This is a genomic window from Pseudomonas sp. LAIL14HWK12:I10 (assembly GCF_900184205.1).
Lineage (GTDB): Bacteria > Pseudomonadota > Gammaproteobacteria > Pseudomonadales > Pseudomonadaceae > Aquipseudomonas > Aquipseudomonas kermanshahensis.
The window spans coordinates 268,225-289,769 of record NZ_FXWU01000003.1 but is presented as its reverse complement, the minus strand read 5'-3'; the positions used below and the strand labels follow the sequence as shown (position 1 = coordinate 289,769).

Annotated in this window: 17 protein-coding genes and 1 pseudogene; 11 read left to right on the top strand and 7 right to left on the bottom strand. The window is 59.8% G+C overall.

The genetic code is table 11. From position 1 onward, the window contains the following. Positions 1 to 70: 70 nt before the first annotated feature. Genes QOS90_RS08400 through QOS90_RS08385 form a run of 4 tightly spaced genes read left to right on the top strand, consistent with a single transcriptional unit; the run spans position 71 to position 6,808 of the window. On the top strand, positions 71 to 1,171 hold the full coding sequence (locus tag QOS90_RS08400) for an efflux RND transporter periplasmic adaptor subunit (RefSeq protein ID WP_371098580.1): 1,101 nt from the start codon (positions 71 to 73) through the stop codon (positions 1,169 to 1,171). Next, on the top strand, positions 1,168 to 4,248 hold the full coding sequence (locus QOS90_RS08395; protein WP_027596277.1) for an efflux RND transporter permease subunit: 3,081 nt from the start codon (positions 1,168 to 1,170) through the stop codon (positions 4,246 to 4,248). The genes QOS90_RS08400 and QOS90_RS08395 overlap by 4 nt, the downstream gene beginning before the upstream one ends. Positions 4,249 to 4,298: 50 nt before the next feature. After that, complete coding sequence (gene fabF, locus QOS90_RS08390; RefSeq protein ID WP_027596278.1) at positions 4,299 to 5,588, top strand: beta-ketoacyl-ACP synthase II; 1,290 nt, start codon at positions 4,299 to 4,301, stop codon at positions 5,586 to 5,588. Continuing rightward, positions 5,588 to 6,808: a multidrug effflux MFS transporter gene (locus QOS90_RS08385; protein ID WP_027596279.1), complete on the top strand. Its 1,221-nt coding sequence runs from the start codon at positions 5,588 to 5,590 to the stop codon at positions 6,806 to 6,808. The genes fabF and QOS90_RS08385 overlap by 1 nt, the downstream gene beginning before the upstream one ends. A 141-nt stretch (positions 6,809 to 6,949) precedes the next feature. Here QOS90_RS08385 and QOS90_RS08380 read toward each other — a convergent pair whose 3' ends face one another. From QOS90_RS08380 to QOS90_RS08360, 5 genes and pseudogenes are all read right to left on the bottom strand, one after another. Continuing rightward, on the bottom strand, positions 6,950 to 7,570 hold the full coding sequence (locus QOS90_RS08380) for a tyrosine-type recombinase/integrase (RefSeq protein WP_027596280.1): 621 nt from the start codon (positions 7,568 to 7,570) through the stop codon (positions 6,950 to 6,952). 164 nt (positions 7,571 to 7,734) lie between these two features. Then, positions 7,735 to 8,562 carry an aldo/keto reductase gene (locus QOS90_RS08375; protein WP_027596281.1) on the bottom strand — a complete coding sequence of 276 codons (828 nt, stop codon included), beginning with the start codon at positions 8,560 to 8,562 and terminating at the stop codon, positions 7,735 to 7,737. 64 nt (positions 8,563 to 8,626) lie between these two features. Further along, positions 8,627 to 9,856, bottom strand: a pseudogene (locus tag QOS90_RS08370) (MFS transporter). A 95-nt stretch (positions 9,857 to 9,951) separates the two neighbouring features. Next, complete coding sequence (locus QOS90_RS08365) at positions 9,952 to 10,815, bottom strand: SDR family NAD(P)-dependent oxidoreductase (protein ID WP_085273178.1); 864 nt, start codon at positions 10,813 to 10,815, stop codon at positions 9,952 to 9,954. Positions 10,816 to 10,836: 21 nt separating this feature from the next. Then, positions 10,837 to 11,967 (bottom strand): metallophosphoesterase, encoded by a 1,131-nt coding sequence (locus tag QOS90_RS08360; RefSeq protein ID WP_085273179.1) that lies wholly within the window; start codon positions 11,965 to 11,967, stop codon positions 10,837 to 10,839. A 136-nt stretch (positions 11,968 to 12,103) separates the two neighbouring features. Here QOS90_RS08360 and QOS90_RS08355 point away from each other — a divergent pair, with 136 nt between their 5' ends. Both QOS90_RS08355 and QOS90_RS08350 read left to right on the top strand, forming a co-directional pair. Continuing rightward, positions 12,104 to 13,027, top strand: coding sequence for a LysR family transcriptional regulator (locus QOS90_RS08355; RefSeq protein ID WP_027596285.1), 924 nt, complete (start codon positions 12,104 to 12,106; stop codon positions 13,025 to 13,027). A gap of 348 nt (positions 13,028 to 13,375) precedes the next feature. Next, positions 13,376 to 13,855 carry a carboxymuconolactone decarboxylase family protein gene (locus QOS90_RS08350; protein ID WP_027596286.1) on the top strand — a complete coding sequence of 160 codons (480 nt, stop codon included), beginning with the start codon at positions 13,376 to 13,378 and terminating at the stop codon, positions 13,853 to 13,855. Here the strand turns inward: QOS90_RS08350 and pdxR are convergent. Continuing rightward, complete coding sequence (gene pdxR / locus QOS90_RS08345) at positions 13,848 to 15,284, bottom strand: MocR-like pyridoxine biosynthesis transcription factor PdxR (RefSeq protein WP_085273180.1); 1,437 nt, start codon at positions 15,282 to 15,284, stop codon at positions 13,848 to 13,850. The genes QOS90_RS08350 and pdxR overlap by 8 nt on opposite strands. Positions 15,285 to 15,374: 90 nt before the next feature. Between pdxR and QOS90_RS08340 the strand changes: the two genes are divergently transcribed. The 3 genes from QOS90_RS08340 (at position 15,375) to QOS90_RS08330 (ending at position 17,125) form a co-directional block, all read left to right on the top strand. Next, positions 15,375 to 15,857, top strand: a complete 483-nt coding sequence (locus QOS90_RS08340) for a GNAT family N-acetyltransferase (RefSeq protein WP_085273181.1) — start codon at positions 15,375 to 15,377, stop codon at positions 15,855 to 15,857. Positions 15,858 to 15,887: 30 nt separating this feature from the next. Next, positions 15,888 to 16,565, top strand: a complete 678-nt coding sequence (locus QOS90_RS08335; protein ID WP_033694334.1) for an FMN-dependent NADH-azoreductase — start codon at positions 15,888 to 15,890, stop codon at positions 16,563 to 16,565. Between the two features lie 110 nt (positions 16,566 to 16,675). Beyond that, complete coding sequence (locus QOS90_RS08330; protein ID WP_023532827.1) at positions 16,676 to 17,125, top strand: carboxymuconolactone decarboxylase family protein; 450 nt, start codon at positions 16,676 to 16,678, stop codon at positions 17,123 to 17,125. A 254-nt stretch (positions 17,126 to 17,379) separates the two neighbouring features. On the opposite strand, the gene QOS90_RS08325 is transcribed toward QOS90_RS08330, so the two are convergent. Further along, a complete protein-coding gene (locus QOS90_RS08325) occupies positions 17,380 to 19,815 on the bottom strand; it encodes a TonB-dependent siderophore receptor (protein ID WP_085273182.1) in 2,436 nt (811 codons plus the stop codon). A 185-nt stretch (positions 19,816 to 20,000) separates the two neighbouring features. Between QOS90_RS08325 and QOS90_RS08320 the strand changes: the two genes are divergently transcribed. Both QOS90_RS08320 and QOS90_RS08315 read left to right on the top strand, forming a co-directional pair. After that, positions 20,001 to 20,516 (top strand): sigma-70 family RNA polymerase sigma factor, encoded by a 516-nt coding sequence (locus QOS90_RS08320; protein ID WP_027596290.1) that lies wholly within the window; start codon positions 20,001 to 20,003, stop codon positions 20,514 to 20,516. Then, a complete protein-coding gene (locus QOS90_RS08315) occupies positions 20,513 to 21,460 on the top strand; it encodes a FecR domain-containing protein (RefSeq protein ID WP_085273183.1) in 948 nt (315 codons plus the stop codon). The genes QOS90_RS08320 and QOS90_RS08315 overlap by 4 nt, the downstream gene beginning before the upstream one ends. Positions 21,461 to 21,545 lie beyond the last annotated feature (85 nt).

Sequence of the window (21,545 nt, the reverse complement as noted above, 5' to 3'; positions counted from 1 at the left end):
GTGACCATTGACAATATTGGTCACCAGCTTAAGAATGAGGTTCCTGAATTGCTTTTGAGTGATGGAACCCATGCGCCACGTGCCCGCCGTTCTTGCCGTTTGCCTGCTGCCTCTCGTCCTGGTGGCGTGCGGCGATTCGTCTGTCCAGAAAGACCCCCGCAACAAGCCGCCGTTGGTTCGGGTAGCAGTGGTCGTGCAGGCATCCGGAGCCGCTCGTTCCTTCACTGGTGTAGTGGTCGCGCGCACTCAAAGCGACCTCGGCTTTCGCGTATCCGGCAAGGTGCTGGAGCGCCTGGTCGATACCGGCGAAACGGTCAGGCGCGGGCAGCCGTTGATGCGACTCGATCCCGTCGACCTGCAGCTGCAGGCGCGGGCGCAGGAGGAGGCCGTCGCGTCTGCTCGGGCGCGGGCCAAGCAGACGGCTGACGACGAAGCCCGTTACCGCGGGCTGGTCGCTGCCGGGGCGGTATCGGCTTCGACCTACGATCAGATCAAGGCTGCCGCCGATTCCGCCAAGGCGCAGCTCAGCGCTGCCCAAGCCCAGGCCGATGTCGCGCGCAACGCCAGGGGTTACGCCGCCTTGCTGGCCGATGCCGACGGTGTGGTGATGGAAACCCTGGCAGAGCCCGGCCAGGTTGTCAGCGCCGGGCAGGCAGTGGTGCGGCTGGCGCGAGCAGGGAAGCGTGAAGCCATCGTGCACCTGCCCGAAACCCTGCGACCGGTGCCGGGTTCGACCGCTCAGGCGGCTCTGTATGGCAGCAGCGGCGCCTCGGTTGCGGCGAGGCTGCGTCTGCTTTCCGAGGCCGCCGATGCCACCACGCGTACCTTCGAGGCCCGTTACGTGCTCGACGGCGCGTTGGCCAATGCCCCGCTAGGCGCTACCATCACTCTCGATATTGCAGCGGCGAGCGATACAGGCCAGGCGCTGCAGGTGCCTGCCGCCTCGTTGTACGATCCGGGCAATGGTCCCGGCGTCTGGGTGGTCGCTGGTGAGCCGGCGAAAGTCGCTTGGCGGCCGGTGCGGGTTGTGGGGATCGGCGATCAGACGGCGCGAGTCGATGGCCGTCTGAGCGCGGGCGAGCAGGTAGTGGCGCTGGGCGCGCACCTGTTGCATGACGATCAGGAGGTGCGCGTTGCCCAGGCACCTGCAGTCGCCGGGAGCCAGCCATGAGCGAAGGCCGCTTCAACCTGTCGGCACTGGCGGTTCGCGAGCGTGCCATCACCCTGTTTCTCATTCTGCTGATCGCGCTGGCTGGCACGCTGGCGTTCTTCCAGTTGGGGCGCGCCGAAGATCCGCCATTCACCGTCAAGCAGATGACCGTCATCACTGCCTGGCCGGGCGCTACTGCTCAGGAAATGCAGGATCAGGTGGCCGAACCGCTGGAAAAGCGCATGCAGGAGCTGCGCTGGTACGACCGCAGCGAAACCTACACCCGCGCGGGCCTGGCGTTTACCATGGTGTCATTGCTCGACAGCACACCGCCTTCGCAGGTGCAGGAGGAGTTCTACCAGGCCCGCAAGAAGCTCGGAGATGAAGCGAAGAGCTTGCCGGCTGGCGTCATCGGGCCGATGATCAACGACGAGTTCTCGGATGTGACCTTCGCGGTGTATGCCCTGAAGGCCAACGGCGAACCCCAGCGCCAACTGGTCCGCGAGGCCGAGTCGCTGCGCCAGCGTCTGCTGCATGTGCCGGGGGTGAAGAAGGTCAACATCATTGGCGAACAGGCCGAGCGCATTTTCGTGTCCTTTTCCCATGACCGGCTGGCGACGCTGGGCGTGACTGCACAGGACATCTTCGCTGCACTCAACAGCCAGAACGCGCTGACGCCAGCCGGCTCGGTGGAAACCTCCGGCCCGCAAGTGGTGATGCGCCTGGATGGCGCGTTCGACACGCTGGCGAAGATTCGGGACACACCGATCGCCGTGCAGGGCCGGACCCTGAAACTGGCTGATGTGGCAACCGTGGAGCGTGGCTACGAAGATCCCGCCACCTTTCTGGTGCGCAACGCTGGCGAACCCGCGCTGCTGCTTGGCGTGGTGATGCGCGAGGGCTGGAACGGTCTCGACCTCGGCGCGGCGCTGGACGCGGAAACAGCGAGCATCAATGACGCCATGCCGCTGGGCATGACGCTGGACAAGGTCACCGACCAGGCGGTCAACATCAGCTCTTCCGTCGATGAGTTCATGGTCAAGTTCTTCGTCGCCCTGCTGGTGGTGATGCTGGTCTGCTTCATCAGCATGGGCTGGCGCGTGGGTGTGGTGGTGGCCGCCGCCGTGCCACTGACCCTGGCCCTCGTCTTCGTGGTGATGGCGGCCACCGGCAAGAACTTCGACCGCATTACCCTGGGTTCCCTGATCCTTGCCCTGGGCCTGCTGGTGGACGACGCCATCATCGCCATCGAAATGATGGTGGTGAAGATGGAAGAGGGCTATGACCGCTTCAAGGCATCGGCCTACGCCTGGAGCCACACCGCGGCGCCGATGCTCTCCGGCACGCTGGTCACCGCCATCGGTTTCATGCCGAACGGTTTCGCGCAGTCCACGGCCGGCGAGTACACCAGCAACATGTTCTGGATCGTTGGCATCGCGCTGATCGCCTCTTGGGTGGTGGCCGTGGCGTTCACGCCCTATCTGGGCGTGAAGCTGTTGCCCGGCATCAAGCAGGTCGAGGGTGGACATGCGGCGATCTACGACACGCGCCATTACAACCGCTTTCGCAGGCTGCTGGGGCGCGTCATCGCGCACAAATGGCTGGTGGCCGGCGTGGTGATCGCCGCGTTCGTAGTGGCCGTCCTGGGCATGGGGCTGGTAAAGAAGCAGTTCTTTCCGACGTCCGACCGCCCGGAAGTGCTGGTCGAGTTGCAGATGCCTTATGGCACGTCCATCGAGCAGACCAATGCCACGGCTATAAAGGTCGAGTCGTGGTTACGCAAGCAGGAAGAAGCCAAGATCGTCACCAGCTATATCGGCCAAGGCCCGCCACGCTTTTTCCTGGCTATGGCACCGGAGCTGCCTGACCCGTCGTTTGCCAAGATCGTGGTGCTGACGGATAGCCAGGAGGCTCGTGAAGCCCTCAAGCTGCGCATCCGTGAGGCGGCCTCCGAAGGGCTGGCGCCTGAGGCCAAGGTGCGCGTCACGCAACTGGTGTTCGGTCCGTATTCACCTTACCCGGTGGCTTACAGGGTGATGGGGCCGGATGCTGTGCAACTGCGCGAGATTGCCAGCCGTGTGCAGGCCGTGTTGCAGGCCAGCCCGATGATGCGCACGGTGAACGCCGATTGGGGCCCGCTGGTGCCGACGTTGCACTTCTCTCTGGATCAAGATCGTCTGCAGGCCGTTGGCCTGAGCTCCAATGCCGTGGCGCAGCAACTGCAGTTCCTGCTCAGCGGCGTGCCGATCACCTCGGTGCGCGAGGACATCCGCTCTGTGCAGGTAGTCGGTCGCGCGGCGGGAGAAATTCGCCTCGACCCAGAGAAGATCGCAGGTTTCACGCTGGTTGGCTCAGCGGGCCAGCGCATTCCGCTGTCCCAGGTCGGCGAGGTGAATATACGCATGGAGGACCCGATCCTGCGGCGCCGTGATCGTACGCCGACCATCACCGTGCGCGGCGACATTGCCGAGGGGCTGCAGCCGCCGGACGTGTCCACTGCCGTTTGGAAGGACCTGCAACCGATCATCGAGACGCTGCCGGCCGGCTATCGCATCGAGATGGCTGGCGCCATCGAGGAGTCCGGCAAGGCCAGCAAGGCGATCGTGCCGTTGCTGCCGATCATGATTGCCCTGACGCTGCTGATCATCATCCTGCAGGTGCGCTCGCTCTCGGCCATGGTCATGGTGTTTCTCACTTCACCGCTGGGCCTGATTGGCGTCGTGCCGGTGCTGCTGCTGTTCCAGCAGCCGTTCGGCATCAACGCACTGGTCGGCTTGATCGCGCTGTCAGGGATCCTGATGCGCAACACGCTGATCCTGATCGGGCAGATCCACCACAACGAGCGCGAAGGGCTTGCCCCGTTCCAGGCAGTCGTCGAGGCCACCGTGCAGCGCGCCCGCCCGGTGCTGCTGACGGCACTGGCGGCGATCCTCGCCTTCATTCCGCTCACGCACTCGGTGTTCTGGGGCACCCTGGCCTACACCCTGATTGGCGGGACCTTCGTCGGCACCATCATGACGCTGGTATTCCTGCCGGCAATGTACGCCATCTGGTTCAGGATCCGTCCGAGCGCCGAAATGCAAGAAGCACATGCTTGATTCAGTTGCGAGTGGTGCCCAACTGCTCGCCGCCAATCTGAGAGGCTGCAATGATCAATTTTCAAAAGCACCAGCGCATCGTGGTAACCGGTGTCGGTATCGTTGGCCCGCTGGGCTGCGGGACCGAAACGGTGTGGCAACGTTTGCTGGCCGGGCGTTCGGGCATTCGTACGCTGCCGGTGGCCATCACCGAGGGCACAGGGATAACGGCCGGCGGGCAAGTGCCCACGCAGGAGGAGGACGCGGTCGCTGGCTACCAACCCGATCTTGTCATCGCGGCCAAGGAACGCAAGAAGATGGACCGCTTCATCGAGTTCGCACTGTTGGCCGCGCACGAGGCTTTGCAACAAGCGGGCTGGCAGCCGAAAACGGAAGAGGCGCGGCAGCGCACGGCGACGATAATCGCATCGGGGGTGGGCGGTTTCGGCGCTATTGCCGAGGCCGTACGCATTACCGACACGCGTGGGCCACGCCGGCTATCACCGTTCACCGCACCGTCGTTTCTAGCCAACATGGCAGCGGGGCACGTGTCGATCAGCCATGGCTTCAAGGGCCCGCTTGGTGCGCCGGTTACCGCCTGCGCGGCCGGCGTACAGGCCATTGGCGATGCAGCCCGGCTAATCAGAAGTGGCGAAGCCGATATCGCGGTGTGTGGCGGAACGGAAGCTGCGATCGACCGCGTTACCTTGGGCTGCTTCGCGGCCGCTCGCGCGCTGTCGACCGGTTATGCGGAGCGGCCGCAGGAGGCGTCGCGCCCCTTCGACCGTGACCGCGACGGATTCGTCATGGCCGAAGGCGCCGGGCTGCTGGTGATCGAGTCACTTGAACACGCGCTGCTGCGCGGCGCTAGGCCGCTGGCCGAGCTGGTGGGTTATGGTTCCAGCGCCGATGCCTATCACCTTACCGCGGGCCCCGAAGACGGCAGCGGCGCGCGGCGTGCCATGCAACTGGCGCTGCAGCAGGCAGGCGTGAAGCCTGAGCACGTGCAGCACATCAACGCCCATGCCACTTCCACACAGGTTGGTGACAAAGGTGAGCTGGCAGCAATTCAGGCGCTGTTCGGGGCCAATGCGGGCGTGGCGATCAGCTCGACTAAATCCGCCACGGGCCATTTGCTGGGAGCCGCCGGCGGGATCGAAGCGATCTTCACCGTGCTGGCGTTGCGTGACCAGATCGCGCCGCCGACCCTCAATCTCATCAACCCGGACGCAGTCGCCGCGGGCCTCGACCTGGTCGCGTTGAACGCCCGGCCGATGTCGATCACCCATGCACTGTCCAATGGCTTCGGCTTTGGTGGTGTGAATGCAAGCGTGCTGTTTCGTCGCTGGGAGGGGGTGTGATGAGCGTGCGGCCAGAAGGCGTGACGAGTGTGTTGCCCCTGCATGGCGGTACCGCGCTGACGGGCAGGATGGTTGCGTTGCTGGCGGGGCTGTCGGCGATCAGCATCCTGTCCACCAATATCATTCTTCCGGCTTTCCCGGAGATCGGCCAGCAACTGGGGGTGTCCTCCCGCGAGCTCGGGCTGACGCTCTCCAGCTTCTTCATCACCTTCGCGCTCGCGCAACTGGTGGTAGGGCCACTGGCCGATCGCTTCGGCCGCAAGCGCCTGGTACTCGGTGGGCTCACGCTGTTCGTGATCGGCACCTTGGTGGCCGGCCTGGCGAATTCGCTCGGCATGCTGATAACCGGTCGGGTGATCCAGGCCCTGGGCGTCTGCGCCGCTGCGGTGTTGGCGCGGGCCATCGCCCGTGATTTGTTCGAAGGCGAAACGCTGGCGCGGGCCCTGTCGCTGACCATGATCGCTACCGCTATGGCCCCCGGTTTCTCACCGCTGATAGGCAGCCTGCTGACCACCGCCCTGGGCTGGCGGGCAATCTTCGTGATGGTGGGAATTGCCGCCGTCGTCATCGCGTTCTTTTACGCCCGTGGCCTTGGCGAAACCCTGCCATTCGAACGCCGCGTCATGCAGTCCGTGCCACAGGTGATGGCGGCTTACGGCCGCCTGCTCGGCGACGGACGCTTCATTCTGCCCGCCGGAGCCGTGAGCCTTCTGATGAGTGGCCTGTTCGCCTCTTTCGGTGCGGCACCGGCGATCCTGATGAGCGGTATGGGATTGTCATCTCTGCAGGCCGGGCTGTACTTCGCTGCGACCGTATTCGTGGTATTCGCGGCCGGTCTGGCCACGCCACGCCTGGCCCGGCGCTTCGGCAGCCGCCGGGTCGCCAGCTTCGGCCTCGCAATCGCGGCGCTGGCTGGCGGCCTGCTGTTGATCGCCCCGAGCGAGCCCGGCCTGGCCTGGTACTCGTTGTCGATGGTCACGTTTCTCTGGGGCATGGGCCTGGCCAACCCGCTTGGCACCGCTATCACCATGGGGCCGTTCGGCAACGAAGCGGGCCTGGCCTCCGCGTTGCTCGGCTTCCTGACCATGGGTGCGGCGGCGATCACTACCTGGCTGGTCTCAATATTGGACTTCGCCCCTGTGACCACGCTGGGCGCTACTCAGTTAGTGGTTTGCCTGATCGGCCTGGGTTTGTTCTTGGTGGGTAATCAGATTGAATAAAAGATGCTGGGTCCTCAACGGCTCACTAGGAGGGCAGGGCTATCGGTAGCACGCGACGGCTTTTGGCTGAATCCTGCCATTCACCAATGGCTGCTTTGGGTCGCTTAGCGACGGTCATACCTCGACCGTCGCTAAACGCTTTCAGACCTCAGTCTGCTCCGCCATTTCCAATGCGTCATCGACCTCAATACCCAGGTATCGCACCGTGCTTTCAAGCTTTGTATGACCGAGTAGGAGCTGAACTGCTCTCAGGTTCTTCGTCCTGCGATAGATCAGCGATGCCTTCGTACGTCTCATCGTGTGGGTGCCGTACATGGCTGGATCAAGACCAATAGCTTTTATCCACGCTTTCACGATTCGGGCGTACTGCCGGGTGGATAGATGCTCTGAGGCGTGTAGCCGGCTTGGGAAAAGACAATCCTCGCTGTGCAGATGGGCTTGATGTATCCAGGCCTGTAGGGCCAGCCGAGTTTGCTCCGTAATCTCAAACTGTACGGAGCGCTGAGTTTTCTGCTGCATCACTATCGCTCGCGATGACACGTGCTCCCCATGAGCAACGTCGCGGACGCGAAGCTTAGTCAGATCGCAGGCTCGTAGCTTGCTGTCGATGGCCAGATCGAAAAGAGCCAAATCACGAGTTTCCTCCGCGATTTGAAGCCTCACTCGAATAGCCCAGATATCTTTCAGTCGGAGTGGGGCTTTTTGCCCGACCAGTTTTCCTTTGTTCCAAGGCTGACGTCTGCTGGTTGTAATGGTGTTCATGTCTTGTGCTCCATGTGAGGGAGGACAAGGATGGTCAGCTCGGCGCCAGAGGCGCTAACCGACCCAAAGCAGCCCTCCATGGATTTCTGCTATCGGCCAAAAGCAGACGGTCACAACCCGCTAGAAGCTAATCGCCTGCTTGTTTCAAGACGAAAGAAAAAAGCTCAGCCAAGTACGACTGGATCTGGCCCCAGTCGCTGCTCTCTGTCGAGAGCGGCAATTGCCCCTATCTCATCGGCAGACAATTCGAAGTCAAACACGCGGTGGTTTTCTCGGATGCGAGCTTCCGTGACCGACTTAGGAATGACCACTAGGCCGAGCTGCAGATGCCAGCGGATGATTACCTGAGAGCACGTGCGGTCATGCTTCGCAGCAATTTCGCGTACTAGCGGATCATCGATTGCTTTTCCCTGCGCCAAGGGGCTCCAGGACTCGGTGCGAATCCCGAGTTCGGCGTTGCTCCGGCGCAGGTCAGCCTGCTGGAAGTATGGGTGCAGCTCGATCTGGTTCAGGACTGGGGCGACTCCTGTGACCTCAATTAGTTGCTTCAGATGATCTGGGTTGAAGTTCGAGACGCCAATGGAGCGAGCCTTGCCTTGCTTCTTGGCCTCGATCATCGCCTTCCAGGTATCAAGGAATAGCCCTTTCGCCGGCGCCGGCCAGTGAATGAGCAGCAAGTCTACGTATTCCAGCTTGAGCCGAGCCAGGCTCTCGTCCAGAGCTTTGCCAGAGGCTTCAAATCCCTGGTCAGCGTTCCAGATTTTTGTGGTTACGAAGACCCTCTCACGGTCGACACCGGAGTCACGCAGGCCTGCTCCGACACCTTCCTCGTTCTCATAGATCGAGGCGGTATCAATGTGGCGGTATCCGATCTGTAGCGCTTGGCTGACAGCTGTACGGGCTTGCCCTTGGCTCGCTTGCCAGACGCCCAGTCCCAGTTGAGGAATCAGGTTCCCGTCGGACAGCTCGATCATAGGTTGGTGGTTCGTCATGGTTACCTCACCAGGGATTAACAAAACAGATTGGAAGCAGCGGAGTGCCCTTTGATCTATGGGATCACCTTGGCTGCGATGTGGTTCTTGCCGCTCTTTCCACCATCACGGAAATGACCATGGCCACGATGCCCAGGAGCGCAAGCAGGGCTCCAACCCAGCCCGTTGATGCCCAGCCCAGGCCCATGGCGATAGACATCCCGCCGAGGCTCGCCCCCATTGCATTGGAGATATTGAAGGCGCTGTGGTTGAGGGCGGCCGCAAGTGTTTGTGCGTGCCCGGCGACATTCATCAAGCGCACCTGTAGAGCAGGTACCAGAGCGAAGCCACAGCCCACCAGGAACAGGACCGCGAGGGTCCCAACCTTCGACGGAGCGAACAGGGAGAACAGCGTCAGGAAAATCACGTTCCACACCATGATGGCGAAGATGGCTCGGATCAGGCCTCGGTCCGCTAACCAGCCGCCAACCAGGTTGCCGGCGATCATGCCGATACCCCATAAGGCCAGCACCATCGGCACCTGGTTGATCGAGAAGCCAGTCATCTCGGTCAGCGTTGGCGTGATGTAGCTGTACACCGCGAACATGCCACCGAAACCGATCGAGGCAGTCGCTAGCGTCAGCCATATCAATGGGCGCTTGAGCCCACTCAGCTCGGCCCTAGGACTGGCGTTCGGATCACGCGGTACCGACGGGACGTACAGCCAGAACAAGAGCATTGTGGCGATACCAGCTACAGCGAGTGATCCAAACGCTGCTCTCCAGCCGAAGGTCTGACCTATCCAGGTCGCCGCGGGCACACCTATCACGTTGGCGGCCGCAAGACCGGCCATTACATATCCAGCCGCTTGCGCCTTTCGCCCTTCACTCACCATGGCGGCAGCAACCAGGCAGGCAACGCCTTAGTATGCGCCATGAGGTAGGCCTGCCAGAAAGCGTGCGCACAGCAGACTGAAGTGGTCCCATGCAACAGCACTGGCGGCGTAGCCAATGGCGAATAGTGCTATGAGGGCAATCAAAAGGGCTTTTCGAGACGTGCGTGCTGCCAGGATCGCGATCAGCGGAGCGCCAATCACAACACCCAGCGCATACGCGCTGATGTAGCTGCCTGCCGTTGGTATAGACACCCCGGTGCTTTCGGCCAGGCCGGGCAAGAGGCTCATCGAAACGAACTCACCGGTACCGATGAAAAGGCCTCCAAGCCCGAGGGTGACTATCGCAGTTGCTACGCCATGCGGGGCGTGAATTTCTGAACTGTCTGAGGTGCGCGGTGAAGCGCTGGATATCGAGGCCATGGAAATTCTCGGAAAAAAGATGCCCACACCTGCAGAGAGTGTGCAGTGCAAAGGAGCAGTAAGAGGTTGCTGCGCTTCAGCGCACTTCGATGGGGTTACTGCGGCGGGGCCTCATCAGCGATGTACGCGTTGAACTGCTCGCGGTACGCGGGATGCCAACGAGATAAGGCAGGCCGGTTTTGGATAAGGTCGTCTGCGCTCCACTGCATGCGTCGCTGATCCAGCTCGCGACTGACTTCGTTGTCCTCGCAGAAGATGTAGAAGTCGCTACGAGCCAGGCCCTCTAACAAGCGATCAACGACCTGATCGGCTGTCCATGGCGCGTTGGGTTTTGCGGAGCCGGCCGCCATACCCGGAAAATTCATCGGTGTGAACGTGTAGCCGGGAATCAGTAAATGGGCCGATACTCGGCTATCGGTACGCTCGCGCAGCTCATGTTCAAGGTGCTCGGTCAGCACCTTCACTGCGACCTTCGAAACGGAGTAGGCGGTGTTTCCTGGAGGGGTGGTAATTCCTTCCTTGGAGCCAACATTCACAATTGCGGCAGGGTAGTCGTGAGTGAGCAGGTAATCGACGAACAGCTGCTGGATTGCCAGGACCGCCCAGAAGTTGACCTCCATCGTCTTACGCCACTGTTCCTGGTCGTTCCAGGGACCCGCCCCTTTGAGAATGGCGGCATTGTTGACCATGAAAGACACTTCGCCGAACTCTCGGGCCACAGTAAACAGTTCCTGCAATGCGCTTGGAGACGTTACATCCCCAGTGACGGTGGCCACCTGAGCATTTGCATTCTTGCCATACAGCGACAGTACTGCAGCGTCGAGTGCGGTCTGGTCCTTATCGAATAGGACAACTTTCATCCCCAACTGGGACAGGCGACTAGCAATTGAATAGCCGATCCCGACTGCAGCCCCGGTGATGACCGCAACTCTGTTCTGGCGGATAGCTGGATGACCCATTTGGAATCTCCTGGATTGGGATTAGGTGGACGAATCCACGCGAAGAATGAGTTCGGTGATCTCAGCTGGCACGCCGAGACGAATGGGGAATCCATTCCAGAGACCCGCTCCATTGCTCGTGTAGAGAGTCATCGCACCCACCTGGTAGGCGCCGGAGATGAAACCTTCGTTGGCGTAGCGGCCTACCTGATCCAGTCCTTTGATCATTCCACCGTGGGTGTGACCGGAGAGCTGCAGTGCTACGCCTGCTTGGGCGGAGCGATCTGCACCGGCTGGTCGATGTTTGAGGAGGATGATGGGAGCAGTTTCTGGCACTCCCCTAAGCGAGGCATTCAGGTTCGGCCCAGCCATCCCGAATTGAGCGGCGGCTTCGTCAGTGACACCGGCTATGACCAGCGACTCGGTGCTTGCTCCAATCACTACGTGCTCGTTCAGCAGGATCTGCATTCCGAGGCGCTCGAACTCGGCGCGCCACTGTGGCTCGTTGAAGTAGTACTCGTGATTGCCAGGAATGCCGATGATGCCGAGGCGAGCCTTCAGTCTTGCCAAGGGAGCTACATCGAGCTGTCGATCAGTGGTTGTCCCATCAATCAGATCGCCGGTTATCAGAATCAGGTCGGGGTTGAGTGCATTGGTACGGGAAACTACCGCATCTACCCAAGGCAGCTGGAAGAGTTTGCTGATGTGCAGATCTGTCAACTGCACCACCCGTAGGCCATCCATCGCCTGTGGCAGACTCTTGATCCTGACTTCCACAGTGCGAACGCCTGGCACCTGCGCCGCTTGGTACACGCCAAATGCCGACAGAAGAAGGGCAAATGCTGCGGGCAGGTATCGACAGCTCGGCCCTACCAGTTTTTTGGCTGCACGTATCCGCAGGACTGACAGAAGGCCGTTGGCCAGATCTGCCAGCACCACGAAGACGAACAGCAAAACGAACGAGCAGAAAGCCCAGCCGGCTACCAACACTGCCCACCGTGGCATCTCGGGCGAGAACATGGTCCCGAATACCCAGATCTGAATCAGGTGGTACTTCGATACCACGAGCAGGAAGGTAGCCAGGGCAGTACGTCCGCCCTCCGAGATTGGAAGCGGGAGAATGAATCGCCACAGGACGTATAGGTACGCAAGGCCAAGATAGACGTGAAACACGGGAAAGCTCTTCTGGGGATGGCGGACTAAGATCAACTATCGTTGAATTTATTTAATGTTACACTGTAATATAAGTCGCTTTGTTTAGGTTTTATTCATGAATCATTGAGAATTTCTCAACACTAAGGTCGCCCCGATGCCAGTACTCCCGACCACAAAGCTGTCACGAGCTGACTTAGCCGATCTGAATTCCTTTCTTGCGGTGGAGAGTCATCGCAGCTTCTCCAAGGCGGCCGTTGAACTGGGTATCACCACGTCCGCGCTCAGTCATTCCATTCGAAATCTGGAGACTCGCCTGGGAGTAAGGCTGCTCAACAGAACCAGCCGAACAGTTTCTCCGACAGACGCTGGCGCAAGCTTGGCGAAGCGTCTGGCTGTCGGTTTTCAGGAGATTGGAGGGGCGCTGGCGGAAGTAGATCGGCATCGCGACCGTCCTGCAGGTCGCCTGCGTATCAACGTCCTTAGTGACGGCGCTCGACTGCTCTTCAATCGGTGGCTGCCGAAGTACCTGGAGGCCTATCCGGATGTATCAGTCGAGGTCGCAGTAGATGACCGGATGGTGGACATCCTGGCCGCCGGATTTGATGCGGGTATCAGGTATGGTGGGACGATCGCTGAAGACTTTATTGCTGTGCCCATCAGTGACCGGCTGCGCTGGGTTGCCGCGGCATCGCCTCGCTACCTCAACAGGACAGCGAGGATCGTGGTGCCGGAGGATCTGAAGAACCATAACTGCATTCAGATTCGGACTGGCCAAGGCGTCATCTATCGCTGGGACTTCGAGAAGGAAGGCGACCACCGAGTGATTGAGGTGCCTGGCCAGCTTTGTGTGAACGAAACCGAGTTTGGCATTCAGATGGCGCTATCGGACCGAGGCATTACATACTGCCCGGAGGAGCGCATCGCAGATTACATCTCGCGGGGAGAGCTCCAGGTCGTACTGCCTGACTGGGCGCCCATTGAACCAGCATTCCACATCTACTACCCAGGCCGCCGGCAAATGCCTCCAGGCCTGCGGGAGTTAATAGACCTGCTTCGCACCGACTCAGCTACCTGGTAGCTAGTCGTAGAGCTCGGTGCTCGCCAACAGGCGGGGGGGGCATCGATACCTGAGAGTCCCCAAGGACTTTGCCTACGTCCGCTTTTGGCCGTTAGCTGCCCTCCGCCAACGGCAGCTATGGGACGATAGCGGTCAGTCGTGAGCGACCGCTTCCGACCCATTGCGGCCATTCGCGGAGGGCAATGAACGGCCTATAGCGCCCCTTCGACCATACCGCTCGATGGGTGTTCATGGCGTATTCGATACAGACATGGCCTAGTTCGAAGCTACCATCTTGGCCCTGTGGGGCTATTCCAAGCGTTGCTACAGTGGGCTCCAACAAACTCCACCCACTGCGAGCAACTACCCATGAACAATCGCCTTGATTACTTCAAGCTGTCTCCCCAAGCGTCCAACAGACTGGTGGAACTCACCCTACAACTGAGCAAGAAACCGCCACTGGCCGATCTTGCCCACCTGATCATGTTGCGCGCTTCGCAGCTCAACGGCTGTGCGTTCTGCGTGGATATGCATGTGAAAGAGGCCAAGATCCATGGCGAGCGCGAGCTGCGTCTTCACCACGTGGCCGTATGGCGTGAGTCAGGGCTGTTTTCGCCAGTAGAGCGGGCGGCGCTGGAGTGGACTGAAGCCCTAACCCAACTGCCGCCTCATGGTATCTCCAACAGCCTGTATGCGAGTGCGCTTGAGCAGTTTTCCGAGCAGGAGCTGTCGGATTTGTCGTTCCTAATCGTCGCCATCAATGGCTGGAATCGCCTCAATGTGGCCTTCCAGGCGATCCCCGGCTCGTCCGATGAGCTGTTCGGCCTGAACAAGGCCAACCTCAACTGAGTAACTTGCTGATCAACGCGCCAAGCTGCTCGCCTGGAGCCGTCGTGGCGCAGTTGGTAAAACTCAGGAGCAGACCTGACTGACGCTGCGATGACGCAGCCCAGCGCGACAACGCTTGTACCGACATACCCCTGGCCAGCACCTGCTCGGCCAGGGCGGTGTCGCTTACGTCCTCCGGCAAACGCAGTACTAAGTGCATGCCGCCTGGCGAGCGTTCCACCTGCAGACCCTTCGGCAAACTCCGGTCCAGTGCTTCGATGGTCAATGCCCGTCGCTCGTTGTAGAGGCGGCGCATGCGTTGGATATGCCGAGCGAAGTGTCCCTCGGCAACGAACTCCGCCACCAAAGCCTGGGTAATTGACGGTGACCCGGCAGCAAACAAGGCCCGGCCGACGCGCTCGAACGCTGCCACCTGCGCCTGCGGCACCACCAGATAAGCCAGGCGAATACCGGGAAACAGCACCTTGCTGAAGGTGCCGGCATACAGCACGCGCCCATGGCGATCCAAGCTGGCCAGCGCTGGAAGTGGACGGCTGACGTAGCGGTACTCGCCGTCGTAATCGTCCTCGACAATCCAGCCACCGGTGCGGGCAGCCCAATCGAGTAGCAGTTGCCGGCGTGGCAGCGACAGTGCCATCGACAGCGGGCTCTGATGCCCTGGTGTCACCATGACGACCTGAGCAGTCCGAGAACCCGCGATGGCGTGTTCTACGTTCATGCCTTCGGCATCAACCGGCACCGCTTCCAGGTCCAGGCCGAACTGGCGAAGCACCTGGCGCGTAGTGGGATAGCCCGGGTCTTCCACCCAGGCGCACTCGCCTGGCTGCAACAGGGTATGTGCGACTAAAGACAGGCTATTGCGCCAACCGCTGGTGATAAACACCTGATGGGCACCGCAATCGATACCTCGGGACACCTGCAGATACGAAGCAATGGCGCTGCGCAACGCTGCCAGGCCGTGAGGTGCCGGATAGTCCAGATCTCCAAGACGCATCCCACGGAGATATCGAGCACCGAGACGCGCCCATATCTTGCGCGGAAATGCATCCAGCGCCGGTACCCCCATCTGGAACGGCAACAGCTGCGGTGGACGCCAGAGCGAATCAGGTGCGTCTTCGATCACTTGGCTGCTGACTGGTAATGCGGTGGCCTCCGACAAGGGCTTCTGCAGTTCAGGATTGATTACGGTGCCTTTCTGCCCGAGCGCCAGGAGGTAACCCTCGCTGGCCAGCAGCGAATAGGCCAATTCGACGGTGCCACGGGCCACCCCCAGCTCCTTGGCCATGGCGCGCGCCGACGGCAAGCGGTCACCGGGGGACAACGTGCCTGCGGCAACGGCGGCCAGTACGCGGTCGTACAGTTGACGATACAGAGGCAAGGCAGACTGCTCTTCCAAGGGAGCAAAAGGCGGCTTGGGGGAGGTCATCATGGCCTAGTTCATATCCCATTTCTTGGCTCAATCAAGTGGGTCAATGGTAGTCCAATATAGCGCCATCACCTACTCATGAGGGCAACTCCCATGACATCCCCTTTGCACAACTTCATACCCAGCGTGCTCGACCTGGCCGACACGTCCCTGCGCCCCCTGGACAGCACCCATGACCTCTGCAGCGCATTCCCGGTAATGCAGCAATTGCGCCCTCATCTGACGAGCGAAGCTGACTTCGTCAGCCGCATCGAGCGTATGCGCGTTGAAGGCTATCGCCTGATTGGTGCTTATGACTTAGGCGTTCTTGTGGCACTGGCTGGTTACCGCTTACAGGAAAACCTGGTCTACGGCGCATTCCTGTATGTCGATGACCTTGTAACCGCCGAGGCTCAGCGGTGTGGCCAGTGGGGGTCGCGCTTATTGCAAGCCTTGGAACGACTGGCCCGCGCCAGCGGTTGTGCACGCCTGGTACTCGACACGGGTTTGGCCAACGCCCGCGCGCAACGTTTCTACTTCCGTGAAGGCCTGTTGACGGGTGCACTGCGCTTTCAAAAACAGTTCGATACGCCATAACCCGCATGCACATCCAAGGAGGCAAACCTCATGACATCGTCCCAACAGCCACTTGCTCCTTTGCGCATTCTTCGCCTGGTCGCCAGCCCCAATGCAGAGGATTCGGAAAGTCTGAAACTGTCCCAGCAGATCCTGTTTGCCTTGGCCAGTCAGGCCGGCAGAAGGGGTATCCAGTTGACCGATTTAGACCTCAACTCCTTGGCCCCAGTCGATGCGCCTTACGCCCAGGCGTTAGCCAATCAGCGCGTAGTCATAGCAAGCGGTCAGGAGGGTACGTTGAGCCGTTCCGACGAGTTGATCGACCAACTGCAGACATGCGACGTACTGCTGATTGCCACGCCGATGCACAACTACAGCGTGCCCGCCCCACTCAAGATGTGGATCGACCAGGTGGTACGCGTGGGCAAAACGTTTCTGGGCACCGCCAAAGGCAAAGTCGGATCGCTGACGGATCGTCCGGTTTACGTCGCAATAGCTTGCGGGGGCTACATCAGCGGCCAGCATGCCCGTCAACCCGACTTTCTGCGCCCCTACCTGTCCGCCGTCCTCGCCACCATCGGTCTCAATCACGTGTACTACTTCACCGTTGAAGGTACCGCCAAGGGTGTGGAGTCACTGAATACTGGGAGGGAAACAGGGTACGGTGAGGTGCAGACGTTCTTTGGTAGGGATAGCCATGGTGTGGATCAAGTCTGCAGCCCGCTTTAAGAACATCATCGAATTCAAGCGTATAGGTTTGCACATTAGCTGGGCGGTGTGCCGTCAAGCGGCAATCCGCATGTCACCCTCTTCATTGCTCAAAGACAGGAAAAGAAATCATGAGTCGACTCAATTGGTTTGAAGCTTCGCCTGGTGCAGCCAAGGCCCTTGGCGGGCTGCATCATTTCGTGACCACCGCGACAAATTTGCCAGCCCCGTTGATTCACCTCGTGTTTCTCAGGGTGTCTCAAATCAACGGCTGCGCCCATTGCATCGATCTGCACTCACGCGATCTGATCAAAGCAGGTATTTCAGTGGACAAAGTGCTGTTAGTACCAGTATGGCATGAAGCGCACTATTTGTTCTCGGATCAGGAGCGCTCAGCATTGGCCTGGGCAGAAGAAGTCACGCGGGTAAGCGAGACACATGTATCCGACGAAGCTTACGCAGCAGCATCGGCAATGTTTGCCGAAAAGGACCTTGTCGACCTGACAGCGGCCATTGCCGCAATGAACGCTTTTAACCGTATGGGCGTCAGCTTCCGACTCAAACCTGCCGCTAAAACGTGATGACCTATGACTCAACATGCAAACGCAGTACTTCAGAGACCGCCCTAGTATTGCCTACAGTCTGTTTCAGGCCTTTGCGGCCCCTTCTGAACGACGGGTATGAGCCGAAAGCAGTCTCTGACGGACGTCCGCAATGGGTCGGAAGCGGTCTCTCGCGACCGTCCGCTATCGACCCAAACCTGCCATCCACTGCTGTTCAGTACAGGTCTGCAATCTCGCCGCACATCACATGCCTGCGGCGAGACCAGGCCACGTCAGTTTTCGTACCGTAGCGTAACAGCGAAGTTACGCGGCTCACCGTAATAGTTGCCCAGGTTCGAGTTATAGACGGCAGAGTAATATTGCTTGTCAAACACGTTGTTCAGGTTCAGTTGTGCGCTCAGGTTCTTGTTGATCTGGTAATTGGCGTTCAGATCGACCAGGCTGTATGCACCTTGCTCTACGCTGCCCAGGTAGACTTTGCTCTGATGATAGAGGCTGCCGCCTACGCGCCAGTTGTCCAACTCGCCGGGCAAACGGTAGTTGGTGGCCAGTTTGACTAATCGGCGTGGGGAGGTTTCGGTGGCGTAGTCGGTACCTTTGCGGGTTCCGCCGACATATTCAGGGTGGCTGTAGGTGTAGCCGAGCACGGCGTTCCAACCGGGGAGAATCTCGCCAGAAGCCTCTACTTCAAAACCTCGGTTGCGCACCTTGCCGCCTTCCTCGTAGCACGTTGAGCTATGCCCTGGCCCGCAAATACGGTCTGCGCCAGCAACCGCCTGAGGTAAATGGCTTTGGTCAACCTGAAATACCGCCAACGACGTATTGAGCAGCCCGTCGTAGAACTCGTTCTTTAGGCCGATTTCATAGTTGCTGCCGGTGATAGGGTTGAGCAGTGTGTTGTTGATGTCGTAGTTGCTTTGAACCTGATAAATCTCGGTGTAGCTGGCGTAAACCGAGGCATTGTCAGTCAGGTCATACACGACGCCCGCATAGGGAATGACTTTTCCGTTTTCCTTGAAACGGTCGTCATAGTCAGCAGACGCGTAGTCAACCCAGCTGAAACGGCTGCCCACTATCACATGCAGGTCGTCGCTGGGGTTCAACCGGGTGGCGGCATAAAGCCCTTTGTCCTTGCGTACGTTGCGGTACTGGATGCGTTCGTAGCTATAGGTGGGCGCGACCACGTGTGAAGGGGCGAAACCCAGAATATCGACGACGCTTGGGTTGTTGTTGTAACGCGACTCGTTGATGAACCGGTCTTTGCGCGCGTTGGCGCCAAACACCAGTTCGTGGCGCTGGCCGAGCAGGTAGAAAGCGCCGTTCAGCGCGGCATCAAGGCTGATTTGTTCGTCGTCGTATGTTGTGTCGTTGGTGGACAGGCGGAACTGGTCGTTACCCATATTGTTGCCGTAGAGCCCGAGGAAATCGGCATTCGACCACATCAGGTTAGTATTGACGGTGAGTTTCCAGTCATCGTTGAACGCATGCTTGATGTCAGCGAATACCGTGCGATTGATTTTGTTCAGGTGGGCCCAGCTTGGCGCAAAGGACGCCGAGCGCGACAGTGGATAGAAGCTGCCATCGAGTTGAGTGGGCAAGCCGCCCCAGTCATAACCGCCGTGATAATCCTTTTGAAAGACGGTGCCGAGAGTCACGGTCGTATCTTCACTCACGTCGGCTTCGCCAATGGCGTAGAACAGCTGGTTCTCTTTGTCGGCACGGTCTACGAAACTATTGCCGGCGTTGTATAACAGTACGGTCCTGCCACGCAGCGTGCCCTGTTCGTTCAACGGCCCGCTTACGTCGATCTGACTATGGTAATTATCCCAGGAGCCGCCGCCGATTTCTGCTTTGAGCTTATAGGTATCCGTTGGCCGCTTGCGCACCAGGTTGATGGCCGCCGAGGGGTTTCCCGCACCCTGCATCAAGCCGTTTGCACCGCGAACAAACTCTACCCGGTCGTAGATGGCCATGTTGTTAACAGAGGTCACGTCCATCGAGTAGCTTTCGGAAATGCTGGTCGGTACGCCGTCGTATTGCAGGTCGTTGACCTGGAAACCGCGGGAGAAATAGCGTGAGCGTTCGGTACCGAAATCCTTGGTGGTGTTGATTCCCGTCGCAGCCCTGGCAACGTCTTCCAGGGATTGCATGTTTTGATCGTCCATTTGCTGACGCGTGACGACGCTGACCGACTGCGGCGTTTCGCGCAGCGAGAGGTTCATCCGCGTCGCTGTGTTGGTGCTACCTGTCGTGTAGGACCTCGACCCCTCGGTGATGGCGCCCAGCCCCGAGCCCGTCACGTTGGTCACGCCCAGTTGCAATGAGCCCGACGGTGCAGCCGGCAGTACCACATAGCTGTTATCCCCACCGGCAACTGCCTGCAATCCAGACCCGCTCAGCAACACAGAAAAGCCCTGATCGATACTGTAGCGTCCGTTGATGCCTCGGCTCTGCTTGCCTTCGGTCAGGCCGTTGTCGAACGACAAGACAACGCCTGCTCTGGTGGCAAAGCTGTTCAGCACAGTGGCAAGAGACCCGGCTTCGATAACAAATTCCTGCTGGTGCAGGGTACGGGCTGTTACCTGGCTTTCAGCCGCACGGGTAATTGCTGGAGTGGCCATCAACAACGATGCACCCATTAGGGCAAGGCATAGCGCGCTTGGGGTGTTCAACGTGGCGGTGCAGAAGCCTGGAAGGGGATGCTGCATGCTTTCTCCTGATGCGATTGTTGGCATTTTATGAGGTGTCTGCAAAAGGAGTCGCGCTGCCGAGCGTAAAGTGACAACGCGTTTTGAAATTTTTTTTTGCCTGTTTTTTGGCCCAAAAGTCGATTGCCCTCAGGCCACCATTTCACTATATTGAGATTAATTCTTATTCTCTGCTTGGCTTCGACATGCCGTCTGGCAACCCTATCGCGACGCTCTACAACGACCATCAACCCTGGCTTATCAGCTGGCTGCGCAAGCGTACCGGGTGTTCGCAGGCGGCGGCAGACTTCGCCCAGGACACCTTTCTTCGCGTGCTGCTCGCCGAGCGCCGTGAACCCCTGGCGGCCACGCTCAATGAGCCACGGCATTTTCTGGTAACTATCGCCAAGCGGGTAATGATCGACAGTTTTCGCCGTCAGTCGGTGGAGCGTGCCTACCTCGAAGTGCTCGCCGCGCAGCCTGAGTCGTTCGAGATTTCTGCCGAGGAACAGCTGTCCTTGCTCCAGACACTGCTGGAGCTGGATCGCATGCTTGACGGCCTGGGCGTGAAGGCGAAAACGGCGTTCCTGATGTCGCAAGTGCAAGGGCTGACCTACCCTCAGATCGCGGAACAATTACAGGTGTCCGCCAGCTCAGTGACCAAATATATGGCCCGAGCCACCGAACGCTGCCTCTTGTATCTCTTGGACAATCCCTGGTGACCAAGGACGCCCAGCGCCAAGCGCTTCGCCACGCTGCGCAGTGGTTCGCGCACCTGTCCGCGAACCCTGACGACCCGGCGCTGCGCGCACAGTGGCAACGCTGGCACTGCCGAAGTGCGGAGCATGAGTGGGCATGGCAGCAGTTGACCGAATTGCAGGCGCGCCTTGGCAGCATGCCGCAGCAGTTGGCCTGGGCGGTCATGGAAAAGTCCACGTTACGCGAGAGCGGGCCGAATCGCCGCACCCTTCTCAAAGGGCTGTTGCTCGGCGCCGGCGCGAGTTCATTGGCATGGCAAGGCTATGACGTTGCGCCAAAATGGATGGCCGATCTCAAAACCCGCACCGGAGAACAGCGCCAAGAGGCGCTTGCTGACGGCACCTTGCTGGTGTTGGATACCGATACCGCGCTGGATGTAATGTTCAATGCCAGCACGCGCTTGCTGATCCTTCGGGCCGGTGAGATCCACGTAACCACCGGCAAGGACTCCCGTCCGTTCCTGGTGCGCAGTGCCCAGGGGGAGCTGCGCGCATTGGGCACTCGTTTCGCCGTGCGCCAGTTAGACGGGCTGACGCGTCTTAGCGTCTACCAGCATGCCGTTGCGGTACGCCCTGAGCAGGCCACCGATGAGGTCGTGATCGAGGAAGGGAAATCGGTGACGTTTGATCGTCAGCGACTGTTGGGCACGCAGGCGTTGAAAACAGCCGAAGAGGCCTGGGCCCAGGGGCGGCTGGTAGTGGAAGGCTGGAGGCTGGACCTACTGATCAATGAGTTGCAGCGCTATTGCCCCGGCTATCTTGGCTGTGCGCCCGAGGTCAGCCATTTGCGGGTGTCGGGCTCGTATTCGCTTGGTAATATCGAGCTGACATTGAACACGATTGCCCGCTCGTTACCCATCCGAATCCAGCAACTTACCCGTTACTGGACGCGCATCCTGCCGGTTTGATGATTCGTCCACTTTTGGCCCCGACGCTTTTCCCGGCTCATTGTCAAACGCAGGGGCTTACGCTTTAATTCCAATTTGCCATTCA

Coding starts and splice junctions, on each gene's coding strand:
- QOS90_RS08400 (WP_371098580.1), top strand. CDS start 71: ATGCGCCACGTGCCCGCCGTTCTTGCCGTTTGCCTGCTGCCTCTCGTC.
- QOS90_RS08395 (WP_027596277.1), top strand. CDS start 1,168: ATGAGCGAAGGCCGCTTCAACCTGTCGGCACTGGCGGTTCGCGAGCGT.
- fabF (WP_027596278.1), top strand. CDS start 4,299: ATGATCAATTTTCAAAAGCACCAGCGCATCGTGGTAACCGGTGTCGGT.
- QOS90_RS08385 (WP_027596279.1), top strand. CDS start 5,588: ATGAGCGTGCGGCCAGAAGGCGTGACGAGTGTGTTGCCCCTGCATGGC.
- QOS90_RS08380 (WP_027596280.1), bottom strand. CDS start 7,570: ATGAACACCATTACAACCAGCAGACGTCAGCCTTGGAACAAAGGAAAA.
- QOS90_RS08375 (WP_027596281.1), bottom strand. CDS start 8,562: ATGACGAACCACCAACCTATGATCGAGCTGTCCGACGGGAACCTGATT.
- QOS90_RS08365 (WP_085273178.1), bottom strand. CDS start 10,815: ATGGGTCATCCAGCTATCCGCCAGAACAGAGTTGCGGTCATCACCGGG.
- QOS90_RS08355 (WP_027596285.1), top strand. CDS start 12,104: ATGCCAGTACTCCCGACCACAAAGCTGTCACGAGCTGACTTAGCCGAT.
- QOS90_RS08350 (WP_027596286.1), top strand. CDS start 13,376: ATGAACAATCGCCTTGATTACTTCAAGCTGTCTCCCCAAGCGTCCAAC.
- pdxR (WP_085273180.1), bottom strand. CDS start 15,284: ATGATGACCTCCCCCAAGCCGCCTTTTGCTCCCTTGGAAGAGCAGTCT.
- QOS90_RS08340 (WP_085273181.1), top strand. CDS start 15,375: ATGACATCCCCTTTGCACAACTTCATACCCAGCGTGCTCGACCTGGCC.
- QOS90_RS08335 (WP_033694334.1), top strand. CDS start 15,888: ATGACATCGTCCCAACAGCCACTTGCTCCTTTGCGCATTCTTCGCCTG.
- QOS90_RS08330 (WP_023532827.1), top strand. CDS start 16,676: ATGAGTCGACTCAATTGGTTTGAAGCTTCGCCTGGTGCAGCCAAGGCC.
- QOS90_RS08325 (WP_085273182.1), bottom strand. CDS start 19,815: ATGCAGCATCCCCTTCCAGGCTTCTGCACCGCCACGTTGAACACCCCA.
- QOS90_RS08320 (WP_027596290.1), top strand. CDS start 20,001: ATGCCGTCTGGCAACCCTATCGCGACGCTCTACAACGACCATCAACCC.